The 20,791-nt window shown below is 51.3% G+C and carries 20 protein-coding genes; all 20 read left to right on the forward strand.

Annotated features, from left to right (window positions below; genetic code table 11):
* Window positions 1–45 precede the first annotated feature (45 nt).
* Window positions 46–2,307 carry an NADH-quinone oxidoreductase subunit NuoG gene (gene nuoG / locus ACTHR7_RS06105; RefSeq protein ID WP_107868229.1) on the forward strand — a complete coding sequence of 754 codons (2,262 nt, stop codon included), beginning with the start codon at window positions 46–48 and terminating at the stop codon, window positions 2,305–2,307.
* Between the two features lie 2 nt (window positions 2,308–2,309).
* The gene (nuoH, locus tag ACTHR7_RS06110) at window positions 2,310–3,386 is read left to right on the forward strand and encodes an NADH-quinone oxidoreductase subunit NuoH (RefSeq protein WP_002216340.1); all 1,077 of its coding nucleotides are present in this window, start codon (window positions 2,310–2,312) and stop codon (window positions 3,384–3,386) included.
* A 75-nt stretch (window positions 3,387–3,461) separates the two neighbouring features.
* Window positions 3,462–3,857: a GFA family protein gene (locus ACTHR7_RS06115; protein ID WP_003676990.1), complete on the forward strand. Its 396-nt coding sequence runs from the start codon at window positions 3,462–3,464 to the stop codon at window positions 3,855–3,857.
* Window positions 3,858–3,912: 55 nt separating this feature from the next.
* A complete protein-coding gene (gene nuoI / locus ACTHR7_RS06120) occupies window positions 3,913–4,392 on the forward strand; it encodes an NADH-quinone oxidoreductase subunit NuoI (RefSeq protein ID WP_002216341.1) in 480 nt (159 codons plus the stop codon).
* An 11-nt stretch (window positions 4,393–4,403) separates the two neighbouring features.
* Window positions 4,404–5,075 (forward strand): NADH-quinone oxidoreductase subunit J, encoded by a 672-nt coding sequence (locus ACTHR7_RS06125; RefSeq protein WP_070584414.1) that lies wholly within the window; start codon window positions 4,404–4,406, stop codon window positions 5,073–5,075.
* Complete coding sequence (nuoK, locus tag ACTHR7_RS06130; protein WP_003759427.1) at window positions 5,072–5,377, forward strand: NADH-quinone oxidoreductase subunit NuoK; 306 nt, start codon at window positions 5,072–5,074, stop codon at window positions 5,375–5,377. The genes ACTHR7_RS06125 and nuoK overlap by 4 nt, the downstream gene beginning before the upstream one ends.
* Before the next feature lie 2 nt (window positions 5,378–5,379).
* A complete protein-coding gene (gene nuoL, locus ACTHR7_RS06135) occupies window positions 5,380–7,404 on the forward strand; it encodes an NADH-quinone oxidoreductase subunit L (protein ID WP_440370518.1) in 2,025 nt (674 codons plus the stop codon).
* 73 nt (window positions 7,405–7,477) lie between these two features.
* Window positions 7,478–7,783, forward strand: coding sequence for a chorismate mutase (locus ACTHR7_RS06140; RefSeq protein ID WP_440370519.1), 306 nt, complete (start codon window positions 7,478–7,480; stop codon window positions 7,781–7,783).
* Window positions 7,784–7,859: 76 nt separating this feature from the next.
* On the forward strand, window positions 7,860–8,180 hold the full coding sequence (locus ACTHR7_RS06145) for a cupin (RefSeq protein WP_440370520.1): 321 nt from the start codon (window positions 7,860–7,862) through the stop codon (window positions 8,178–8,180).
* Between the two features lie 178 nt (window positions 8,181–8,358).
* Entirely contained in the window at window positions 8,359–9,855 is a 1,497-nt protein-coding gene (locus ACTHR7_RS06150) for an NADH-quinone oxidoreductase subunit M (protein ID WP_440370521.1), read from the forward strand.
* A gap of 9 nt (window positions 9,856–9,864) precedes the next feature.
* Window positions 9,865–11,307 carry an NADH-quinone oxidoreductase subunit NuoN gene (gene nuoN / locus ACTHR7_RS06155; protein ID WP_440370522.1) on the forward strand — a complete coding sequence of 481 codons (1,443 nt, stop codon included), beginning with the start codon at window positions 9,865–9,867 and terminating at the stop codon, window positions 11,305–11,307.
* Window positions 11,308–11,527: 220 nt separating this feature from the next.
* Window positions 11,528–11,827, forward strand: coding sequence for a DUF2818 family protein (locus tag ACTHR7_RS06160; protein WP_003686671.1), 300 nt, complete (start codon window positions 11,528–11,530; stop codon window positions 11,825–11,827).
* Window positions 11,828–12,002: 175 nt separating this feature from the next.
* A complete protein-coding gene (frr, locus tag ACTHR7_RS06165) occupies window positions 12,003–12,560 on the forward strand; it encodes a ribosome recycling factor (RefSeq protein ID WP_063068560.1) in 558 nt (185 codons plus the stop codon).
* A gap of 57 nt (window positions 12,561–12,617) precedes the next feature.
* Window positions 12,618–13,364: an isoprenyl transferase gene (locus tag ACTHR7_RS06170; RefSeq protein WP_070646487.1), complete on the forward strand. Its 747-nt coding sequence runs from the start codon at window positions 12,618–12,620 to the stop codon at window positions 13,362–13,364.
* Between the two features lie 5 nt (window positions 13,365–13,369).
* The gene (locus ACTHR7_RS06175; protein ID WP_440370523.1) at window positions 13,370–14,164 is read left to right on the forward strand and encodes a phosphatidate cytidylyltransferase; all 795 of its coding nucleotides are present in this window, start codon (window positions 13,370–13,372) and stop codon (window positions 14,162–14,164) included.
* A 33-nt stretch (window positions 14,165–14,197) separates the two neighbouring features.
* Window positions 14,198–14,947: an SIMPL domain-containing protein gene (locus ACTHR7_RS06180; protein WP_003747899.1), complete on the forward strand. Its 750-nt coding sequence runs from the start codon at window positions 14,198–14,200 to the stop codon at window positions 14,945–14,947.
* 118 nt (window positions 14,948–15,065) lie between these two features.
* Entirely contained in the window at window positions 15,066–16,247 is a 1,182-nt protein-coding gene (ispC, locus tag ACTHR7_RS06185) for a 1-deoxy-D-xylulose-5-phosphate reductoisomerase (protein ID WP_070695244.1), read from the forward strand.
* Window positions 16,248–16,378: 131 nt separating this feature from the next.
* Window positions 16,379–17,719 carry an RIP metalloprotease RseP gene (rseP, locus tag ACTHR7_RS06190; RefSeq protein ID WP_293206674.1) on the forward strand — a complete coding sequence of 447 codons (1,341 nt, stop codon included), beginning with the start codon at window positions 16,379–16,381 and terminating at the stop codon, window positions 17,717–17,719.
* Window positions 17,720–17,722: 3 nt separating this feature from the next.
* Window positions 17,723–20,125, forward strand: a complete 2,403-nt coding sequence (gene bamA / locus ACTHR7_RS06195) for an outer membrane protein assembly factor BamA (protein ID WP_440370524.1) — start codon at window positions 17,723–17,725, stop codon at window positions 20,123–20,125.
* Window positions 20,126–20,236: 111 nt separating this feature from the next.
* Window positions 20,237–20,746 carry an OmpH family outer membrane protein gene (locus ACTHR7_RS06200; protein WP_128582396.1) on the forward strand — a complete coding sequence of 170 codons (510 nt, stop codon included), beginning with the start codon at window positions 20,237–20,239 and terminating at the stop codon, window positions 20,744–20,746.
* Window positions 20,747–20,791: the final 45 nt, after the last annotated feature.

Raw genomic sequence — 20,791 nt, forward strand, 5'->3', positions numbered from 1 at the left:
CTCTAAAAGAATTATTTATTAAATACACGTAACTAGGAACGAACCATGTTACAAATCGAAATCGACGGCAAACAGGTATCTGTGGAGCAGGGCGCGACGGTGATTGAAGCCGCGCACAAGCTCGGTACTTATATCCCGCATTTCTGTTACCACAAAAAACTTTCCATCGCCGCCAACTGCCGTATGTGTTTGGTGGACGTGGAAAAAGCCCCCAAACCCCTGCCCGCCTGTGCCACGCCGGTTACAGACGGCATGATTGTGCGTACGCATTCGGCAAAAGCCCGAGAGGCTCAAGAAGGCGTGATGGAGTTCTTGCTCATCAACCATCCGCTTGACTGTCCGACCTGCGACCAAGGCGGCGAATGCCAGTTGCAGGATTTGGCGATGGGCTACGGCAAAACCACCAGCCGTTATACTGAAGAAAAACGTTCCGTCGTCGGCAAGGACATGGGGCCTTTGGTTTCCGCCGAGGAAATGAGCCGTTGTATCCACTGTACCCGTTGCGTTCGTTTCACTGAAGAAATCGCCGGCGTGCAAGAAATCGCTATGGCCAACCGCGGCGAACATTCCGAGATCATGCCTTTTATCGGCAAAGCGGTGGAAACCGAATTGTCAGGCAACGTCATCGATTTGTGTCCTGTCGGCGCATTGACCAGCAAACCGTTCCGCTTCAACGCGCGTACTTGGGAGCTAAACCGCCGCAAATCCGTTTCCGCCCATGATGCTTTGGGCAGCAATCTGATTGTACAAACCAAAGACCATACCGTCCGCCGCGTATTGCCGTTGGAAAATGAAGCGATTAACGAATGCTGGCTGTCCGACCGCGACCGTTTTGCCTACGAAGGCCTGTATCACGAAAGCCGTCTGAAAAACCCGAAAATCAAACAGGGCGGCGAGTGGATGGACGTGGATTGGAAAACCGCGTTGGAATATGTCCGCAGCGCGATTGAATGTATCGCCAAAGACGGCAACCAAAACCAAGTTGGCGTTTGGGCCAATCCGATGAATACGGTTGAAGAGCTGTATCTGGCGAAAAAACTCGCCGACGGCTTGGGTGTTAAAAACTTTGCCACCCGTTTGCGCCAACAAGACAAACGTCTTTCAGACGGCCTTAAAGGTGCGCAATGGTTGGGACAAAGTATCGAATCTTTGGCTGACAACGATTCCGTATTGGTAGTCGGCGCGAACTTGCGCAAAGAACAGCCGCTCCTGACTGCCCGCCTGCGCCGCGCCGCCAAAGACCGTATGGCCTTGAGCGTATTGGCCAGCAGTAAAGAAGAATTGTTTATGCCGCTCCTGTCTCAGGAAGCCGCACATCCCGACGAGTGGGCAGGCCGTCTGAAAAAACTGTCTGCCAATGCGGAACATGCCGTTACCGCCAGCCTGAAAAACGCTGAAAAAGCAGCGGTTATTTTGGGCGCGGAAGTGCAAAACCATCCTGATTACGCCGCCATTTATGCCGCCGCGCAAGAGCTGGCAGACGCGACCGGCGCAGTGCTGGGCATTTTGCCACAAGCCGCCAACAGCGTTGGTGCGGACGTATTAGGTGTGAACTCTGGCGAGAGCGTTGCCGAAATGGCAAGCGCACCGAAACAGGCAGTCTTGCTGCTCAACGTCGAGCCGGAAATTGATACGGCGGACGGTACAAAAGCCGTAGCCGCGTTGAAACAGGCGAAAAGCGTGATGGCGTTTACACCGTTTGTCAGCGAAACGCTGCTGGACGTGTGCGACGTATTGTTGCCGATTGCGCCGTTTACCGAAACATCAGGCAGCTTCATCAATATGGAAGGCCGTCTGCAATCTTTCCACGGCGTGGTACAAGGCTTCGGCGATTCGCGTCCGATGTGGAAAGTGTTGCGCGTATTGGGCAACCTGTTTGACCTGAAAGGTTTTGAATACCACGATACCGCTGCGATTCTGAAAGATGCGCTGGATGCAGAAAGCCTGCCGTCTAAACTGGACAACCGCAGCACATGGACAGAGGAGGGCGTTCAGACGGCCTCAGATCGTCTCGTCCGTGTCGGCGGCGTCGGTATTTATCACACTGATTCTATCGTGCGCCGTTCCGCACCGTTGCAAGAAACCAGCCATGCCGCCGTGCCTGCCGCGCGTGTGAATCCGAACACTTTGGCGCGCTTAGGCCTGCAAGACGGACAAACTGCTATCGCCAAACAAAACGGCGCAAGCGTATCGGTTGCTGTCAAAGCCGATGCCGGTTTGCCTGAAAACGTGGTGCATCTGCCGCTGCATACCGAAAATGCCGCGCTGGGTGCGTTGATGGACACTATTGAACTGGCGGGAGCTTGATCATGCAAGAATGGTTCCAAAACCTCTTTGCCGCAACGCTCGGTCTGGGCGATTTGGGTATCACCGTAGGTTTGGTGGTATCCGTCATCGTCAAAATCGTGATTATCCTGATTCCGCTGATTCTGACCGTTGCCTACCTGACGTATTTCGAGCGTAAAGTCATCGGCTTTATGCAGCTTCGCGTCGGCCCGAACGTAACCGGCCCGTGGGGTCTGATTCAGCCGTTTGCCGACGTGTTTAAACTCTTGTTTAAAGAGGTAACCCGTCCGAAGCTGTCAAACAAAGCCCTGTTCTACATCGGCCCGATTATGTCGCTTGCCCCGTCTTTCGCGGCGTGGGCAGTGATTCCGTTCAACGAAGAATGGGTGTTGACCAACATCAATATCGGCCTTTTGTACATCCTGATGATTACCTCGCTGTCGGTTTATGGCGTGATCATCGCGGGCTGGGCTTCCAACTCCAAATATTCGTTCTTGGGCGCAATGCGCGCTTCCGCACAAAGCATTTCCTACGAGATTGCCATGAGTGCCGCGCTGGTGTGCGTCGTGATGGTATCGGGCAGCATGAACTTCTCCGACATCGTTGCCGCACAGGCAAAAGGCATCGCGGGCGGTTCCGTGTTCTCGTGGAACTGGCTGCCGCTCTTCCCAATCTTCATCGTCTATCTGATTTCCGCCGTTGCCGAAACCAACCGCGCACCGTTTGACGTAGCAGAGGGCGAATCTGAAATCGTTGCCGGTCACCACGTTGAATACTCCGGCTTCGCATTCGCGCTGTTCTTCCTTGCCGAATACATTTTCATGATTCTGATTGCCGCGCTGACATCGCTGATGTTCCTCGGCGGCTGGTTGTCTCCGTTCCCGCAAAGCTGGGGCTTTATCGGTACGCCTTCCGCATTCTGGATGTTCGTGAAAATGGCGGCGGTTCTGTACTGGTATCTTTGGATCCGTGCAACTTTCCCACGCTACCGTTACGACCAAATCATGCGCTTGGGCTGGAAAGTGCTGATTCCGATCGGCTTCGCCTACATCGTGATTTTGGGCGTGTGGATGATTTCACCGCTGAATTTGTGGAAATAGGGCAGGGAGCCCGTCTGAAAGTTTTCAGGTAGCCTGAACCCCAAATTTTTAACCGTTTCAAACCGAGAGAAACCGATGAAAGCTCAATGCCTGTGCGGCGCAGTATCACTGGAAACCGCCGAAAACCGCGAACTCCACGCCTGCCATTGCGGGAAATGCCGCACATGGGGCAGCGGCGCGTCTTTTACTTTGGCCGCCCGGTCGCCCGAAATCACAGGCAGCGAGCACATCGCGCATTATCAGTCGTCCGAATGGGCGCAACGCTGTTTTTGCAAACACTGCGGCACACACCTGTTTGTGCAGGTTGGCAACGATTATTACATCAACGCCGGGCTGTTTGCCGACAACGCGGGCTTTGAAACTACCTCACAAATCTTTATTGATTGCAAAGCTCCGTATTATGACTTGGCCAACGATACCCCGAAGCTGACCGAAGCCGAGTTTTTAGAAATGGTGGGCGCGGCAGGTTAAAAAAACCGCTTTCAGACGGCCTGTAAACAGAACAATCCGAAAAGAGCATCCGAAAATGGCTAATTTAGTAAAAACCTTCCTGCTGGGCGAATTGGTGAAAGGCATGGGCGTAACGCTCAAAAACTTCTTCGCCCGCAAAGACACGATTTACTTCCCCGAAGAAAAAACGCCGCAATCCGTGCGTTTCCGCGGCCTGCACGCGCAACGCCGTTATCCGAACGGCGAAGAGCGCTGTATTGCGTGTAAATTGTGCGAGGCAGTTTGTCCGGCAATGGCGATTAACATCGAATCGGAAGAACGCGAAGACGGCACACGCCGCACCAAGCGTTACGACATCGACCTGACCAAGTGCATCTTCTGCGGTTTCTGCGAAGAGGCCTGCCCGACCGATGCGATTGTGGAAACCCATATTTTTGAATACCACGGCGAGAAAAAAGGCGACTTGCACATGACCAAGCCGATTCTTTTGGCAATCGGCGACAAATACGAAGCTGAAATCGCCAAACGCAAAGCCGCTGACGCGCCGTATCGTTAAGGAGCAGACGAATGACTTTTTCCGCGATTCTGTTCTATATTCTTGCCGCCATCGTTTTATACGGTGCGGTTCGTACCGTTACCGCTAAAAACCCCGTGCACGCCGCTTTGCATCTGGTGCTGACCTTCTGCGTGAGCGCGATGCTTTGGATGCTGATGCAGGCCGAATTCTTGGGCGTGACGCTGGTGGTGGTTTACGTCGGCGCCGTGATGGTGTTGTTCCTGTTCGTCGTGATGATGTTGAACATCGACATTGAGGAAATGCGCGCCGGTTTCTGGCGTCATGCGCCTGTTGCCGGTGTGGTCGGCACATTGTTGGCAGTTGCCCTGATTCTGATTCTGGTCAACCCGAAAACCGACCTGGCCGCATTTGGTCTGATGAAAGACATTCCGGCCGATTACAACAATATCCGCGATTTGGGCAGCCGTATTTATACCGACTACCTGTTGCCGTTTGAATTGGCGGCGGTATTGCTGCTGTTGGGTATGGTGGCCGCGATTGCGCTGGTTCACCGTAAAACTACCAATCCGAAACGCATGGATCCTGCCGACCAAGTTAAAGTACGTGCCGATAAAGGCCGTATGCGTCTGGTGAAAATGGAAGCCGTGAAACCACAAACCGAATCTGCGGAAGAAAACGAAGTTTCAGACGACCTCAAGCCGAAAGAGGAGGGCAAAGCATGATTACCTTGACGCATTATTTGGTATTGGGCGCGCTCCTGTTCGGTATCAGCGCGATGGGCATCTTTATGAACCGCAAAAACGTGCTGGTATTGTTGATGTCCATCGAGCTGATGCTTTTGGCGGTAAACTTCAACTTTATCGCCTTCTCGCAACATTTGGGCGATACTGCCGGACAGATTTTCGTATTTTTCGTACTGACCGTTGCTGCTGCCGAATCTGCCATCGGTTTGGCGATTATGGTATTGGTGTACCGTAACAGAAAAACAATCAACGTTGCCGATTTGGATGAGTTGAAAGGGTAATCATGAACGACATGACTTTATATTTGGTAATTGCCCTTGTGCCTTTGGCAGGCTCGCTGATTGCGGGTTTGTTCGGCAATAAAATCGGACGTGCCGGCGCGCATACGGTTACGATACTCGGCGTGGCGGTGTCCGCCGTGCTGTCGGCTTATGTGCTGTGGGGCTTTATCGACGGCAGCCGTGCCAAGTTTGACGAGAACGTCTATACCTGGCTGACAATGGGAGGTTTGGATTTCTCCGTCGGCTTCTTGGTCGATACGATGACGGCGATGATGATGGTCGTGGTAACGGGCGTGTCGTTGATGGTGCATATCTACACCATCGGCTATATGCATGATGAAAAAGTCGGCTACCAACGCTTCTTCAGCTATATTTCTTTGTTTACTTTCAGCATGTTGATGCTGATTATGAGCAACAACTTCATCCAGCTCTTCTTCGGCTGGGAGGCTGTGGGCTTGGTGTCGTATCTCTTGATCGGTTTCTATTTCAAACGTCCAAGCGCAACATTTGCCAACCTGAAAGCCTTTTTGATCAACCGTGTCGGCGACTTCGGCTTTTTGCTCGGTATCGGCTTGGTGCTTGCCTATTTCGGCGGTAGCTTGCGCTATCAAGATGTATTCGCTTATCTGCCTAATGTTCAGACGGCCACTATCCAACTGTTCCCCGGTGTGGAATGGTCTTTGATTACCGTAACCTGTTTGCTCCTGTTTGTCGGTGCGATGGGTAAATCGGCACAATTCCCACTGCATGTCTGGCTGCCTGATTCGATGGAAGGCCCGACTCCGATTTCTGCATTGATTCATGCCGCAACCATGGTTACCGCCGGTCTGTTCATGGTATCGCGTATGTCGCCGATTTATGAGATGAGCAGCACTGCGCTGTCTGTCATCATGGTAATCGGTGCGATTACCGCCTTGTTTATGGGTTTCTTGGGCGTGATTCAAAACGACATCAAACGTGTGGTTGCGTATTCCACCCTGTCGCAACTGGGCTACATGACCGTGGCTTTGGGCGCGTCTGCCTATTCCGTGGCGATGTTCCATGTGATGACCCACGCTTTCTTTAAAGCCTTGTTGTTCTTGGCCGCAGGTAGCGCGATTATCGGTATGCACCACGACCAAGACATGCGCCATATGGGTAACCTGAAAAAATACATGCCGATTACTTGGCTGACCATGTTGATCGGTAACTTGTCGCTGATCGGTACGCCGTTCTTCTCCGGCTTCTATTCCAAAGATTCGATTATCGAAGCGGCGAAATACAGCACCCTGCCGGGCAGCGGCTTTGCCTATTTTGCCGTCCTCGCCAGCGTGTTTGTTACTGCGTTCTACGCATTCCGCCAATACTTTATGGTGTTCCATGGTGAAGAGAAATGGCGCAGTCTGCCTGAGCATCATGACGATCATCATGGTGAAGAACATCACGGCTTGGGCAAAAACGACAATCCGCACGAAAGCCCGCTGGTTGTTACCCTGCCTTTGATTTTGCTTGCCATTCCGTCCGTCATCATCGGCTATGTTGCCATCGAGCCTATGCTTTACGGCGATTTCTTCAAAGACGTGATTTTCGTCAATACCGATGCGCATCCAACTATGCACATCATGAAGGAAGAGTTCCACGGCGCATTGGCAATGGTGTCTCACAGCCTGCATTCGCCTGTACTCTACCTCGCTATTGCAGGTGTATTGAGCGCATGGCTTTTGTACGTCAAACTGCCGCACCTGCCTGCGAAAATTGCACAGACATTCCGTCCGATTTACGTTTTGTTTGAAAACAAATACTACCTCGACGCCCTGTATTTCAACGTCTTTGCCAAAGGCACGCGCGCGTTGGGCAACTTCTTCTGGAAAGTCGGCGATACCGCCATTATCGACAACGGTATCGTCAACGGCTCCGCCAAACTGGTCGGCGCGATTGCCGCGCAAGTGCGTAAAGCCCAAACCGGCTTTATCTACACCTACGCCGCCGCTATGGTATTCGGCGTATTGGTACTGCTCGGCATGACCTTCTGGGGATTGTTTCGATAAAAGCGGGATTTCAGACGGCCTGTTTATAGTTTGTGTATAGGGCCGTCTGAAAAAGAAAATTTGAGCAACAATAATGATTGAAGACAAATTACCGCAAACCCTGGACGAAGTCCGCGAAGCCATCGACGGTTTGGATAAGGGATTAATCGAATTACTCGCCCGCCGGCAGAAATTGGTACGGCAGGCTGGTCGTCTGAAACCTAAAAACGATGTGCAGGCGGTTTCCGCGCCCGAACGGGCGGCTCAAGTGATTGCCTCTCGCCGCGCTTATACCGAAAAGGCCGGTTTGTCGCCCGAAGTAGCAGAAGCAGTTTGGCGCAGCATGATTGATGCGTTCATTAAACTTGAGATGGACACCAACCGTACCGACGGAGCGTAGTCAAAATCTTCGGATAACGGTTTTGACAAGAAAAATAGGAAAGAGGCCGTCTGAAATATAGAGGCGAGAAAAAACCATGTCGGACACGCAAACCATCTGTTCCGCTGAATTTACCGCTTCCCGCGCATGGGGCGCACTCGACATCGCCAATATGAACGGCATCACCGTGCGCCTGCACTGGACGAACCAGCCCTACAAATGGCACATCAACGACGGCGAGGAAGTGTTTGCTGTGATGGATGGCGAAGTTAATATGCACTACCGAGAAAACGGCGAAGAACACATCGTTCGTTTGAAGAGCGGAGATATCTTCTACGCAGGAATCGGCACGGAGCACGTTGCCCATCCGTGCGGCGAAGCGCGGATTTTGGTGATTGAGAAAGAGGACAGTGTTTGAGGCCGTCTGAAAAGAAGGTTTGAGACAGCAACAGAATAAGAGAATGACGGCAGATATACATTTTTCTTGATTTTGCCGTACACAAAATACACAATCTTTTTCAGACGGCCTCCTAAAATGTCGTCTGGAAACCAACCCATACAACTATATTTTTTATTTTAACCACAGGTTAACCACTATGTTTTCCAACTACCTACTCAGCTTGGCAATATGGATACCCATCGCCGCAGGTGTGCTGGTTTTGGCTACCGGTAAAGACAGCCGTGCGCCGCTGGCGCGTGTGCTTGCCTTCATGGGTGCGCTTGCCGGTTTCTTGGTAACGCTGCCCCTGTTTACCGGTTTCGACCGTTTGAGCGGCAGCTATCAGTTTACCGAGTTCCACGAGTGGATTCCGCTTCTGAAAATCAACTACGCATTGGGCGTGGACGGTATTTCAGTGCTCTTTATCATCTTGAATGCGTTTATTACGCTGTTGGTGGTATTGGCCGGTTGGGAAGTCATTCAGAAACGTCCGGCGCAGTATATGGCCGCTTTCCTGATGATGTCGGGTTTGATTAACGGCGCGTTTGCCGCTCAGGATGCGATTCTGTTTTATGTGTTCTTTGAGGGTATGCTGATTCCGTTGTACCTGATTATCGGTGTATGGGGCGGCCCGCGCCGCGTCTATGCGTCGGTCAAGCTGTTCCTCTATACGCTGATGGGTTCACTCTTGATGCTGGTTGCCATGGTTTACCTGTACTATCAAACAGGCAGCTTCTCTATTGTCGATTTCCAAAACATCAAACAGATTCCGTTGGGCGTACAACAGCTTTTGTTTGTGGCGTTCTTCCTGTCATTTGCCGTAAAAGTGCCGATGTTCCCTGTGCACACTTGGTTGCCGGATGCCCACGTTGAAGCGCCGACCGGCGGTTCGATGGTGTTAGCGGCAATTACGCTGAAACTGGGTGCGTATGGTTTCTTGCGCTTTATCCTGCCGATTATGCCGGATGCTGCACGCTATTTTGCCCCTGTGATCATCGTATTGAGCCTGATTGCCGTGATTTATATCGGTATGGTGGCTTTGGTGCAAACCGATATGAAAAAACTGGTGGCATACTCTTCCATCAGCCATATGGGTTTTGTCACTTTGGGCATGTTCCTGTTTGTAAATGGCCAATTGAATGACTGGGCATTGAAAGGCGCAATCATTCAAATGATTTCCCACGGTTTTGTGTCTGCCGCCATGTTTATGTGTATCGGCGTGATGTACGACCGCCTGCATACCCGCAATATTGCCGATTATGGCGGCGTGGTCAATGTGATGCCTAAGTTTGCGGCGTTTATGATGTTGTTCGGTATGGCCAATGCCGGTTTGCCTGCGACTTCTGGCTTCGTGGGCGAGTTTATGGTGATTATGGGCGCGGTTAAAGTGAATTTCTGGGTAGGTGCGTTGGCTGCCATGACCCTGATTTACGGTGCGTCTTATACCCTGTGGATGTACAAACGCGTTATTTTTGGTGCGATCCATAATCCGCACGTTGCCGAAATGAAAGACATCAATTGCCGCGAATTTGCGATTTTGGCGATTTTGGCGGTTGCTGTATTGGGCATGGGTCTGTATCCGCAAGCGTTTATCGAAGTGGTGCATCAAGCGGCAAACGATTTGATTGCCCATGTGGCACAAAGCAAGATTTGAGGTGTGTAAATGAACTGGTCTGATTTGAATTTAATGCCCGCCATGCCCGAAATCGTGTTGCTTGCGCTATTGGGTGTCGTATTGCTGGCAGACTTGTGGATTTGCGATAAAAACCGCTATCTGACCCATCTGATGAGTTTGGGAACGGTCATTATTGTGGCTATTACCCAATTGGCGGTATGGGAGCAGGGCAGTGTCGATGCTTTTCACGGTATGTATATTGCAGACGGCATGTCCCGTTTGGCAAAACTGGTGCTGTATGCGCTGACGTTTGGTCTGTTTATTTACAGTAAACCGTACAACCAAGACCGCCAAATTTTTAAAGGCGAGTTTTACACCCTGTCGCTGTTTGCCCTGTTGGGTATGAGCGTCATGGTCAGCTCGGCACATTTCTTGACCGCGTATATCGGTTTGGAATTGTTGTCTTTATCGCTGTACGCCATGATTGCCCTGCGCCGCGATTCCGGCCGCTCTGCCGAGGCTGCGCTGAAATACTTTGTATTGGGCGCATTGGCCTCCGGTTTGCTGCTCTATGGTATTTCCATGGTTTACGGCGCCACCGGTTCTCTTGATTTTGCTTCCGTCTTGGCTTCTGCTTTCAATGAGCAGGCCAACGAGTGGTTGTTGAAATTGGGTATGGTGTTTATTGTAGTCGCCATTGCATTTAAATTGGGTGCGGTTCCATTCCATATGTGGGTGCCCGATGTGTACGATGGTGCGCCGACCTCTGTTACCGCCTTTGTGGGTACGGCTCCGAAAATCGCTGCCGTTGTCTTTGCATTCCGTATCCTTGTTACCGGCATGGGTACCATACATTCAGACTGGGCGCCGATGTTGGCCATTCTTGCCGTTGCTTCTTTGGTGGTCGGTAACCTTGCTGCCATTATGCAAACCAATATCAAACGTATGCTTGCCTATTCCACCGTATCGCACATGGGCTTTATCCTGTTGGCGTTTATGGCAGGCGCGGTCGGCTTTACCGCAGGTTTGTATTACGCCATTACCTATGCTGTGATGGCGGCAGTCAGCTTCGGTGTTTTGATGGTATTGTCTACCAAAGACATTGAATGTGAAAACATCAAAGACCTCGCAGGCCTTAACCACCGCCATGCATGGTTCGCCTTCCTGATGTTGCTGTCTATGTTCTCCATGGCGGGTATTCCGCCGCTGATGGGCTTCTACGCCAAATTCGGCGTGATTATGGCGCTCTTGAAGCAAGGCCATGTTTGGTTGTCCGTATTTGCCGTCATCATGTCGCTGATTGGCGCGTTCTACTACCTGCGCGTGGTCAAAGTCATCTACTTCGATGCGCCTGATCATGACCAGCCAGTCGGCAGTAACTATGCCGCCAAATTTGTCCTGACGGTCAATGCCTTCCTGCTGCTCCTCTGGGGTATCATGCCGCAAACCGTTATCGACTGGTGTGCCAAAGCATTGGAAAATACCTTGTAAGCTTCAAACAAAACCAACGGCGGCTGTTCCAAAGTCGCCGTTTTTGTTAGGATTCGCATTCGGATGAAATATACCCAAAGTTCAGACGGCCTCAAGCCTTTGAACAATCATCAAGCAGGTATCATCAAGATATTGAATATCCCACGGATAATGATGGGCAAGAATGCCCATTTAACATGTTAAAATCACACGCAGGCCGTCTGAAAACAGAAAGACCATCATGACCGCATCCATGTACATTCTTTTGCTGTTGGCACTTATCTTTGCCAACGCACCATTTATTACCACCAAATTCTTCGGCATCATCGCCCTGAAACGCAAACACATCGGCCATCACTTGATCGAATTGTTGGCAGGCTTCCTTCTTACCGCGATTCTCGCCTATATCCTCGAATCGCGCGCCGGAGCCGTACATGCCCAAGATTGGGAGTTTTATGCGACCGTTGTCTGCCTCTACCTGATTTTTGCCTTCCCATGCTTCGTATGGCGTTACTTTTGGAATGAGCGGAATAGAGAGTAGGATTTGAATAAGGAAAAGGCCGTCTGAAAGATTTTCAGACGGCCTTTATTTTGTTTGATGTTAAATATCGGTTAGAAAACAAGGCTGTTGGGGCGTAAAGCCTTGTCGTGGGGGCGGTTTAACGGTACTATTCTCGGTTAATCCTGTTTTATTCCTATGAAATTGAAAGTATAAGATGATTAATGATATTCAAAAGACAGCTGAAGGCAAAATGCAGCGTTCTCTGGAAGTGTTGAAAGAAAACTTGGCTAAAGTGCGTACCGGCCGTGCGCATACCGGCCTGCTCGACCAAGTGGAAGTGGAATACTGGGGCAGCATGGTGCCTGTGAGCCAAGTGGCAAACGTAACGCTTTTGGATGCGCGTACGATCGGTGTGAAACCGTTCGAGAGCAATATGGCTGCAAAAGTCGAGAAAGCGATTCGTGATTCCAACTTGGGCCTGAACCCTGCTTCTGTCGGTGATTTGATTCGTGTCCCTATGCCTATGTTGACTGAGGAACGCCGTAAAGATTTGATCAAAGTGGTACGCGGCGAGGCGGAAGAAGGCCGTGTTTCTATCCGCAATGTGCGCCGTGATGCAAACGACCATATCAAGAAATTGTTGAAAGACAAAGAAATTTCTGAAGATGAAGCCCGCCGTGGCGAGGAAGCGGTTCAGAAGTTGACCGACAAATATATTGCTGAGGCAGACAAGCTCTTGGCTGCCAAAGAAGAAGATTTGATGGCGATTTAATCCTGTGTGCAAACCGTTCAGACGGCCTTTGGACGGTTTGCTCCCTGAAAGGCAGACATGAAAAGCAGTACGCAGACGATTTTGGAACACTCTGCCATCCCCCGACATATTGCTGTGATTATGGACGGCAACGGACGTTGGGCAAAGAAGCGTTTTCTTCCCCGTGTGATGGGGCATAAGCGCGGCTTGGATGCGCTGGAGAACATGGTGAAGCATTGTGCTGAACTGGGTGTGCGGTATTTGACCGTGTTTGCTTTTTCGACTGAAAACTGGCGACGCCCCGAGGAAGAGGTTTCTTTTCTGATGGGGCTGTTTTTGCAGGCTTTGCAAAAGCAGGTGCGCCGTTTGCACGATAACAATATGCGCTTGAGAGTCATCGGCAGCCGTGAGCGGTTTAATGCTGAGATCCTGAAGGGGATTGAGGCGGCAGAGACGTTGACGGCAAACAATACCGGCTTGACTTTGAGCATTGCCGCCGATTATGGCGGCCGCTGGGATATTTTGCAGGCGGCAAATCAGTTGATTGCCGAGGGTGTAACTGAGATTACGGAAGAGGCGTTGTCGCGCTATTTGATGTTGGGCGATGCACCCGAGCCGGATTTGTTTATCCGAACCGGCGGCGAGACGCGCATCAGTAATTTCCTGCTGTGGCAGATGGCGTATGCGGAATTGTATTTTACGGATACGCTGTGGCCTGATTTTAATGAGAAATCGCTGAACGAGGCGATTGCTTCGTTCCAAAAACGGGAACGCCGCTTCGGGCGGACTTCCGAACAGCTGCCGCTTGAGCAGCAACGGGGTTGAGAATTATGTTGAGACAACGGATTTTAACGGCGCTGTGGCTCTTGCCGCTGATGCTGGGTATGCTGTTTTATGCACCTATGTGGCTGTGGGCGGCGTTTTGCGGCCTGATTGCCATGTTGGTTTTGTGGGAATATGCCCGCATGAGCGGCTTGGACAAGCTGAAAATCAATCATTATTTGGCTTCAACGCTGGTGTTTGGTGTGATTGCCTATGCCGGCGGTTGGCAGCTGCCCAATTTGGTTTGGTGTGTCGTATTAGCGTTTTGGCTGATTGTCATGCCTTGGTGGCTGAAAGCGAAATGGAAGCTAAACGGTGGCTGGCAGGCTTACACGGTCGGTTGGTTGTTGGTGATGCCGTTTTGGTTCGCACTGGTTTACCTGCGCCCTCAGCCTGAAGACGCGCTGTCTTTATTGGCGATTATGGGTTTGGTGTGGGTGGCCGATATTGGTGCATATTTCTGCGGCAAATCGTTTGGCAAGCGCAAAATTGCGCCGACCATTAGTCCGGGTAAAAGCTGGGAAGGTGCGATCGGCGGCGCATTATGCGTTGCCGTGTACATGACCATCGTATGGAAAGCCGGTTGGCTGGCTTTTGAAGCCGGTTGGTTAAAAACTATTTTGATCGGCTTGATTCTGACCGTTGTCAGCGTGTGCGGCGATTTGCTGGAAAGTTGGCTCAAACGTGCGGCAGGTATCAAAGACAGCAGCAATCTGTTGCCGGGACACGGCGGCGTGTTCGACCGTGTGGACAGCCTGATCGCTGTTATCAGCATTTATGCCGCCTTTGTATATTTGTTTTAAACCGCCTGTCTCACATGGTTAGGGGAGCTGATTGTGTCCGAACAAAAACAGATTTCATCTTTATCAATCTTGGGCGTATTGTTGGCACTGGGATTGATGGCTGCGGCGTTTATTTTGGGCGTGCAGTTTAAGAATCTGCGCCAACCGGGGACGATTACCGTAAAAGGTTTGGCGGAGAAAAACTTCCAATCCGACAGCGCAACGTGGAATACGGGCGTGAACGCGCACGGCGAGAGCTATCAGGAAGTTTTGGATTTGCTGACGGCAAGACGCAAGAAGCTGTCTAAGTTTTTGGGTGAGCAAGGCTTTACGGCGGCTGAAATGAAAGTGGGCCTGCCTGAAGTGTCGCGCGTTTTCAATGAAACCCGTGACGAATTAGGCAACGTAACCCGCACGCCCAACGGCTACGACGGCGACCTCAATATTGTGGTCAACACCAAAAAACTGGACAAAATCCAAGCCGCCCAGCGCGCCATTTTGAATTTCCGTGCACAAAACGAATTCATCCGCTTCGACAATCCGCAATATTTGCTGGGCAATTTGGAAACCATCAAACGCGATTTGATCACGCAGGCGACGGAGGACGCGCAGAAACGCGCGGCCGAATTTGCCAAAACCGGCGGCGGCAAAGTGGGCGCCATGCGTTCTGCTTCGCAAGGCTCGTTCAACATCTATGCCGACACCGGCAGCAGCGAGGACGACGAGTACGGCGGCTCTTACGATAAAAGCACCGTCGGCAAACAAGTCCGACTGGTTGTTACCATCGAATACGGCATTGAGTAATTCGTTCAGACGGCCTTTTCAGCTGGGAGGCAAAAGGCCGTCTGAAAATTGGAAACGGCAAAGAAATTTATTTCAAACACAATGAATACCGTTTGCACAGCACACTAAAGAACACACCATGACACAACAAGTTCTGACCATATTAGGCAGTACCGGCAGCATAGGCGAAAGCACTTTAGACGTTGTCTCCCGCCATCCCGAAAAATTCCGCGTGTTCGCACTGGCAGGGCATAGGCAGGTGGACAAGCTGGCGGCGCAATGCAAACAGTTCCGCCCGGAATATGCCGTTGTCGGCGATGCCGGCCATGCGGCCGAGCTGGAAAAGAAACTCAAACAAGAAGGCATCAGTACGCAGGTTTTATATGGTTCTCAAGCCTTGATTGATGTCGCCTCTGCCGATGAAGTCAGCGGCGTGATGTGTGCCATTGTCGGCGCGGCCGGTTTGCCGTCGGCTTTGGCCGCCGCTCAAAAAGGCAAAACCATTTATCTGGCAAACAAAGAAACACTGGTGGTTTCCGGCGCATTGTTTATGGAAACCGCCCGTCAAAACGGCGCCACCGTCTTGCCGATTGACAGCGAACACAACGCCATCTTCCAAGTATTGCCAAGGGATTACACAGGCCGTCTGAATGAGCACGGTATCAATTCGATTATCCTGACCGCATCGGGCGGGCCGTTCCTTAATACCGATTTAAGTACATTTGACAGCATTACGCCCGAGCAGGCGGTTAAGCATCCGAATTGGAGCATGGGGCGCAAAATTTCCGTCGATTCCGCGTCAATGATGAATAAGGGCTTGGAGTTGATTGAGGCGCATTGGCTGTTTAACTGTCCGCCGGAAAAACTGGAAGTCGTCATCCATCCGCAATCCGTGATACACAGCATGGTGCGTTATCGCGATGGTTCGGTATTGGCGCAGTTGGGTAATCCCGATATGCGTACGCCGATTGCTTATTGTTTGGGTCTGCCTGAACGTATCGACTCCGGCGTGGGCGAGCTGGATTTCGGTGCATTGTCCGCGTTGACCTTTCAAAAGCCTGACTTTGACCGTTTCCCATGTCTGAAACTTGCCTATCAGGCCATGAATGCAGGCGGCGCCGCACCTTGCGTGCTAAACGCCGCAAACGAAGTTGCTGTGGCCGCTTTTTTAGATAAACGCATCAAGTTTACCGATATTGCCAAAGTTGTTGCCCACTGCCTTGCCCAAGATTTTTCAGACGGCCGTCACGATATTGAAGACCTGCTGGCGCAAGACGCGCAAACACGCAGGCAGGCAGAAGCCTTTATCGGCAAACAGTAAAGCTTCAATGACAGGCCGTCTGAAACGTCAACCGCTTGGCATTTAGGCAGACAAAATGGAACAACTGCCTTTATAATCGGTTTTCAGACGGCCTTATCCGTTGATTATCACATTCCACTCAGGGGATTTTTTTGCAAACCTTTTTAGCCTTTATCGTCGCCATTCTGATTTTGGTCAGCCTGCATGAGTTCGGACACTATATTGTTGCCCGCTGGTGCGGCGTTAAAGTCGTGCGCTTTTCCGTCGGCTTCGGTAAGCCCTTTTTTACCCGGAAACGCGGCGATACCGAGTGGTGTCTTGCCCCGATTCCGCTAGGCGGTTACGTTAAAATGGTCGATACGCGTGAAGGCGAGGTAGCGGAAGCAGATTTGCCCTACGCCTTTGACAAGCAGCATCCGGCCAAGCGCATCGCTATTGTCGCCGCCGGCCCTTTGACCAATTTGATTTTGGCCGTTTTGCTTTACGGTTTGAGCTTTTCCTTCGGCGTGACCGAGTTGCGCCCTTATGTCGGCATGGTCGAGCCTAGCAGTATTGCCGCCAAAGCAGGTTTTCAGGCAGGCGATAAAATTGTATCGGTTAACGGAATCGCCGTTAAAGACTGGAGCGATGCGCAAACCGAGATGGTGTTGAACCTTGAAGCCGGCCCTGTAAAAGTTGCTGTTCAGACGGCCTCAAATACCCAAGCCATCCGCATAATTGATGCCGCCGGCACGCCTGAAGCAGGTAAAGTTGCGAAAAGCCAAGGCAACATCGGCCTTTTGCCTTTTAGAATTACTAACCGTATCGGCAAAGTCTTGGCCAAAAGTCCGGCCGAAAAAGCAGGTTTGAAGGAAAACGACAAACTGCTGACCGCCGATGGAAAGCCCATCGAGAGCTGGCAGGCATGGACGGAACTCTTCCGCGCCAGCCCCGGCAAACGAATCGAGCTGACTTACGAGCGCGACGGTAAAATACTGGCGACCGCTATCCGGCCGGACAGCGTCGAGCAGTCGGCTGGCGTGTTGGTCGGTAGGGCAGGGCTTGCTGCCCAGGCGGATAAAGAGTGGGATAAAACCATCCGCTACCGTTATACGCCTTCCGTTGCCCAAGCCTTTGAATTGGGTTGGAACAAAACCGTCAACTATTCGTGGACGACCCTCAAATTTTTCGGAAAACTGGTTACAGGCAATGCCTCTTTGAACCATATTTCCGGCCCCCTGACCATTGCCGATGTCGCCGGACAATCCGCAAAACATGGATTGCAGAGCTATCTTGAATTTCTGGCCTTGGTCAGCATCAGCTTAGGCGTGTTGAACCTTTTGCCCATACCCGTTTTAGACGGCGGACATTTGGTTTTCTATACCGCCGAATGGATACGCGGAAAGCCTTTGAGCGAGCGCATACAGGCAGTCGGCCTGCGCTTCGGACTGGCAGCCATGCTTTTGATGATGGCTGTGGCTTTCTTTAATGACATCAACCGTTTGTTTGGATAATTTATGAAACTGAACCAGATTGCTTCCGCTTTAATGGTATTGAGCCTGTCGCCAATGGCATTGGCTGACTTTACCATTCAGGACATCCGCGTCGAAGGCCTGCAACGCACCGAGCCGAGTACCGTCTTCAACTACCTGCCCGTTAAAGTCGGTGATAATTTCAATGATGCGCGCAGTGAAGAAATCATCAAAAAACTCTACGCAACCGGTTTCTTTGACGACGTACGCGTCGAAACCATGGACAATCAAGTCCTGCTGACCGTGATTGAGCGTCCGACCATCAGCTCGCTCAATATTACCGGCGCGAAAATGCTGCAAAACGATGCCATCAAGAAAAACCTTGAAGCCTTCGGTTTGGCGCAATCCCAATACTTCAACCAAGCAACGCTGAACCAAGCCGTTGCCGGCTTGAAAGAAGAGTATTTGAGCCGTGGCAAACAGTCTGTCCAAATCACTCCGACCGTAACCAAACTCGCCCGCAACCGCGTGTCTATCGATATTGCCATCGAAGAGGGCAAATCTACCAAGATTACCGATATTTCATTTGAGGGCAATGAAGTTTATTCCGACCGCCGTTTGATGAAACAAATGTCCCTGAGCGAAGGCGGCATGTGGACTTGGATCACGAAGAGCAACCAGTTCAATGAGCAAAAATTTGCTCAGGACATGGAAAAAATCACCAATTACTACCAAAACAACGGCTACTTCAACTTCCGTATTTTGGATACCGATATCCAAACCAACGAAGACAAAACCAAGCAGACCATTAAAGTAACCGTCAGCGAAGGCGACCGCTTCCGCTGGGGCAATGTACGCATCGAAGGCGATACGCTGGAAGTGCCGAAAGAAGATTTGGAAAAACTGCTGACCATGAAGCCGGGCAAATGGTACGAGCGCGCGCAAATGTCCAATTCGCTCGAAGCCATTCAAAACCGCATGGGTCAGGCAGGTTACGCATTCAGCGAAATCAATGTCCAACCGATTCCAAATGCAGAAACGCATACCGTTGATTTTGTGTTGACCGTTCAACCGGGCCGCAAAATCTATGTAAACGAAATCAACATTACCGGCAACAACAAAACCCGTGACGAAGTCATCCGCCGCGAGTTGCGCCAAATGGAATCGGCGCCTTACGACTCTGCCAAACTGCAACGTTCTAAAGAGCGCGTTGAGTTGTTGGGCTACTTCGACAACGTTCAATTTGATGCGGTTCCTGTGGCCAATACGCCCGACCAAGTTGACTTGAACATGAGCCTGACCGAACGTTCTACCGGCTCGCTCGACTTGAGCGCAGGTTGGGTTCAGGATACCGGTTTGGTAATGTCTGCCGGTGTGGCTCAAGACAACCTGTTCGGTACGGGTAAATCCGTTGCCCTGCGCGCTTCCCGCAGTAAAACCACAGTAAACGGCTCATTGTCGTTTACCGACCCATATTTCACACCTGACGGCGTAAGCTTGGGCTACGACCTTTACGGCAAGTCTTACGACCCGCGTAAAGCTTCTTCCAGCGCGAAACAATATAAAACCACAACTTTCGGCGGCGGTTTGCGTATCGGTATTCCGGTTACCGAATATGACCGTGTGAACTTCGGTTTGGCCGCAGAGCGTCTGACCGTGAACACCTACAAAGGCGCGCCTAAACGCTATGCCGACTTTATCAACCAATACGGTAAAGGCGACGGCAGCGGCGTGGGTAACTTCAAAGGCTGGTTGTACAAAGGTACTATCGGCTGGGGCCGCAACAAAACCGACAATGCCTTGTGGCCGACCCACGGTTACCTGACCGGCGTAAACGGCGAAATCGCCTTGCCGGGCAGCGACCTGCAATACTACACCCTGACCCACAACCAAACTTGGTTCTTCCCGTTGAGCAAAGATTTCACATTGATGCTGGGTGGCGAAGTCGGTTATGGCAACGGCTACGGCAAAACCAAAACCATGCCGTTCTTTGAAAACTTCTACGGCGGCGGCTTAGGCTCCGTCCGCGGCTTTGAAAGCGGTACGCTGGGCCCGAAAGTCTATGACGAATACGGCGAGAAAATCAGCTACGGCGGTAACAAAAAAGCCAACGTTTCCGCAGAGTTGCTCTTCCCGATGCCGGGCATTAAAGACTCTCGTACCGTCCGTCTGAGCCTGTTTGCCGATGCGGGCAGCGTGTGGGATGACAAAACCTACAACGACAGCAGCAGCAATACTTATTACACCAATCACGCGTCCCAAAACGTGTATGGCGTAGGCACAACGCACAAATCGACATTCAAAAACGAATTGCGTTACTCTGCCGGTGCTGCCGTGACTTGGCTTTCTCCGCTGGGTCCGATGAAGTTCAGTTATGCTTATCCGATTAAGAAAAAAGAAGGCGACGAAATCCAACGCTTCCAATTCCAACTCGGTACGACATTCTGATGATGTTTAGGCCGTCTGAAACCGGGTTTGTCCGTTTCAGACGGCCTCATGGCAGATTGGCGGCAAGCTTATTGCAAACCGCCCGTTTGTTTTCAAGCAAGGATTTTTATCATGAGTAAAATAGCCGACACCCTCCGTGTCCTCGCCGTAGCCCTGCCGGGTTTCGTGCTGTTGCCGCAAGCAGCGGCGGATGGCGTGCAGAAAATCGGTTTTATCAATACCGAGCGCGTTTATCAGGAATCCAAGCAGGCGCAAAGCATTCAGATGACTTTGGAAAAAGAGTTCAAAAGCCGTCAAACCGCCTTGCAAAAGCTGCAGCAGGAAGGCGAGGCTTTGGAGCAAAAACTGAGTAGCGACAAACTCAGCGACAGCCAAAGGGAAGCGGAAACCCAAAAATGGCGTAATCTGGTACAAAAATTCCGCAAGCAGCAGGCGGAGTTGGCAGAAGACTACAACCTGCGCCGCAATGAAGAATTCGCCGCGCTCCAGCAAAATGCCAACCGCGTCATCGTCGATTTAGCCAAACGCGAAGGTTACGACTTCATCTTGCAGGACGTGATTTACGTCAACGGCCGCTACGACATTACCGACAGCGTTATCAAAGCCCTAAACGCACACTGACCCTGCTCGGCAGCGAATGTGACCATACAGACAAACCTAAGGCCG

The sequence above is a fragment of the Neisseria sp. P0007.S010 genome (genome assembly GCF_051962875.1).
GTDB lineage: Bacteria > Pseudomonadota > Gammaproteobacteria > Burkholderiales > Neisseriaceae > Neisseria > Neisseria subflava_A.

Excerpts from the sequence above, each read along its gene's own strand:
- nuoN (WP_440370522.1), top strand. The coding sequence starts at position 9,865 with ATGAACTGGTCTGATTTGAATTTAATGCCCGCCATGCCCGAAATCGTG.
- nuoI (WP_002216341.1), top strand. The coding sequence starts at position 3,913 with ATGGCTAATTTAGTAAAAACCTTCCTGCTGGGCGAATTGGTGAAAGGC.
- ACTHR7_RS06175 (WP_440370523.1), top strand. The coding sequence starts at position 13,370 with ATGTTGAGACAACGGATTTTAACGGCGCTGTGGCTCTTGCCGCTGATG.
- ACTHR7_RS06125 (WP_070584414.1), top strand. The coding sequence starts at position 4,404 with ATGACTTTTTCCGCGATTCTGTTCTATATTCTTGCCGCCATCGTTTTA.
- nuoH (WP_002216340.1), top strand. The coding sequence starts at position 2,310 with ATGCAAGAATGGTTCCAAAACCTCTTTGCCGCAACGCTCGGTCTGGGC.
- ACTHR7_RS06150 (WP_440370521.1), top strand. The coding sequence starts at position 8,359 with ATGTTTTCCAACTACCTACTCAGCTTGGCAATATGGATACCCATCGCC.
- ACTHR7_RS06115 (WP_003676990.1), top strand. The coding sequence starts at position 3,462 with ATGAAAGCTCAATGCCTGTGCGGCGCAGTATCACTGGAAACCGCCGAA.
- ACTHR7_RS06140 (WP_440370519.1), top strand. The coding sequence starts at position 7,478 with ATGATTGAAGACAAATTACCGCAAACCCTGGACGAAGTCCGCGAAGCC.
- ACTHR7_RS06170 (WP_070646487.1), top strand. The coding sequence starts at position 12,618 with ATGAAAAGCAGTACGCAGACGATTTTGGAACACTCTGCCATCCCCCGA.
- ACTHR7_RS06160 (WP_003686671.1), top strand. The coding sequence starts at position 11,528 with ATGACCGCATCCATGTACATTCTTTTGCTGTTGGCACTTATCTTTGCC.
- frr (WP_063068560.1), top strand. The coding sequence starts at position 12,003 with ATGATTAATGATATTCAAAAGACAGCTGAAGGCAAAATGCAGCGTTCT.
- nuoL (WP_440370518.1), top strand. The coding sequence starts at position 5,380 with ATGAACGACATGACTTTATATTTGGTAATTGCCCTTGTGCCTTTGGCA.
- ACTHR7_RS06200 (WP_128582396.1), top strand. The coding sequence starts at position 20,237 with ATGAGTAAAATAGCCGACACCCTCCGTGTCCTCGCCGTAGCCCTGCCG.
- nuoK (WP_003759427.1), top strand. The coding sequence starts at position 5,072 with ATGATTACCTTGACGCATTATTTGGTATTGGGCGCGCTCCTGTTCGGT.
- ispC (WP_070695244.1), top strand. The coding sequence starts at position 15,066 with ATGACACAACAAGTTCTGACCATATTAGGCAGTACCGGCAGCATAGGC.
- bamA (WP_440370524.1), top strand. The coding sequence starts at position 17,723 with ATGAAACTGAACCAGATTGCTTCCGCTTTAATGGTATTGAGCCTGTCG.
- ACTHR7_RS06145 (WP_440370520.1), top strand. The coding sequence starts at position 7,860 with ATGTCGGACACGCAAACCATCTGTTCCGCTGAATTTACCGCTTCCCGC.
- nuoG (WP_107868229.1), top strand. The coding sequence starts at position 46 with ATGTTACAAATCGAAATCGACGGCAAACAGGTATCTGTGGAGCAGGGC.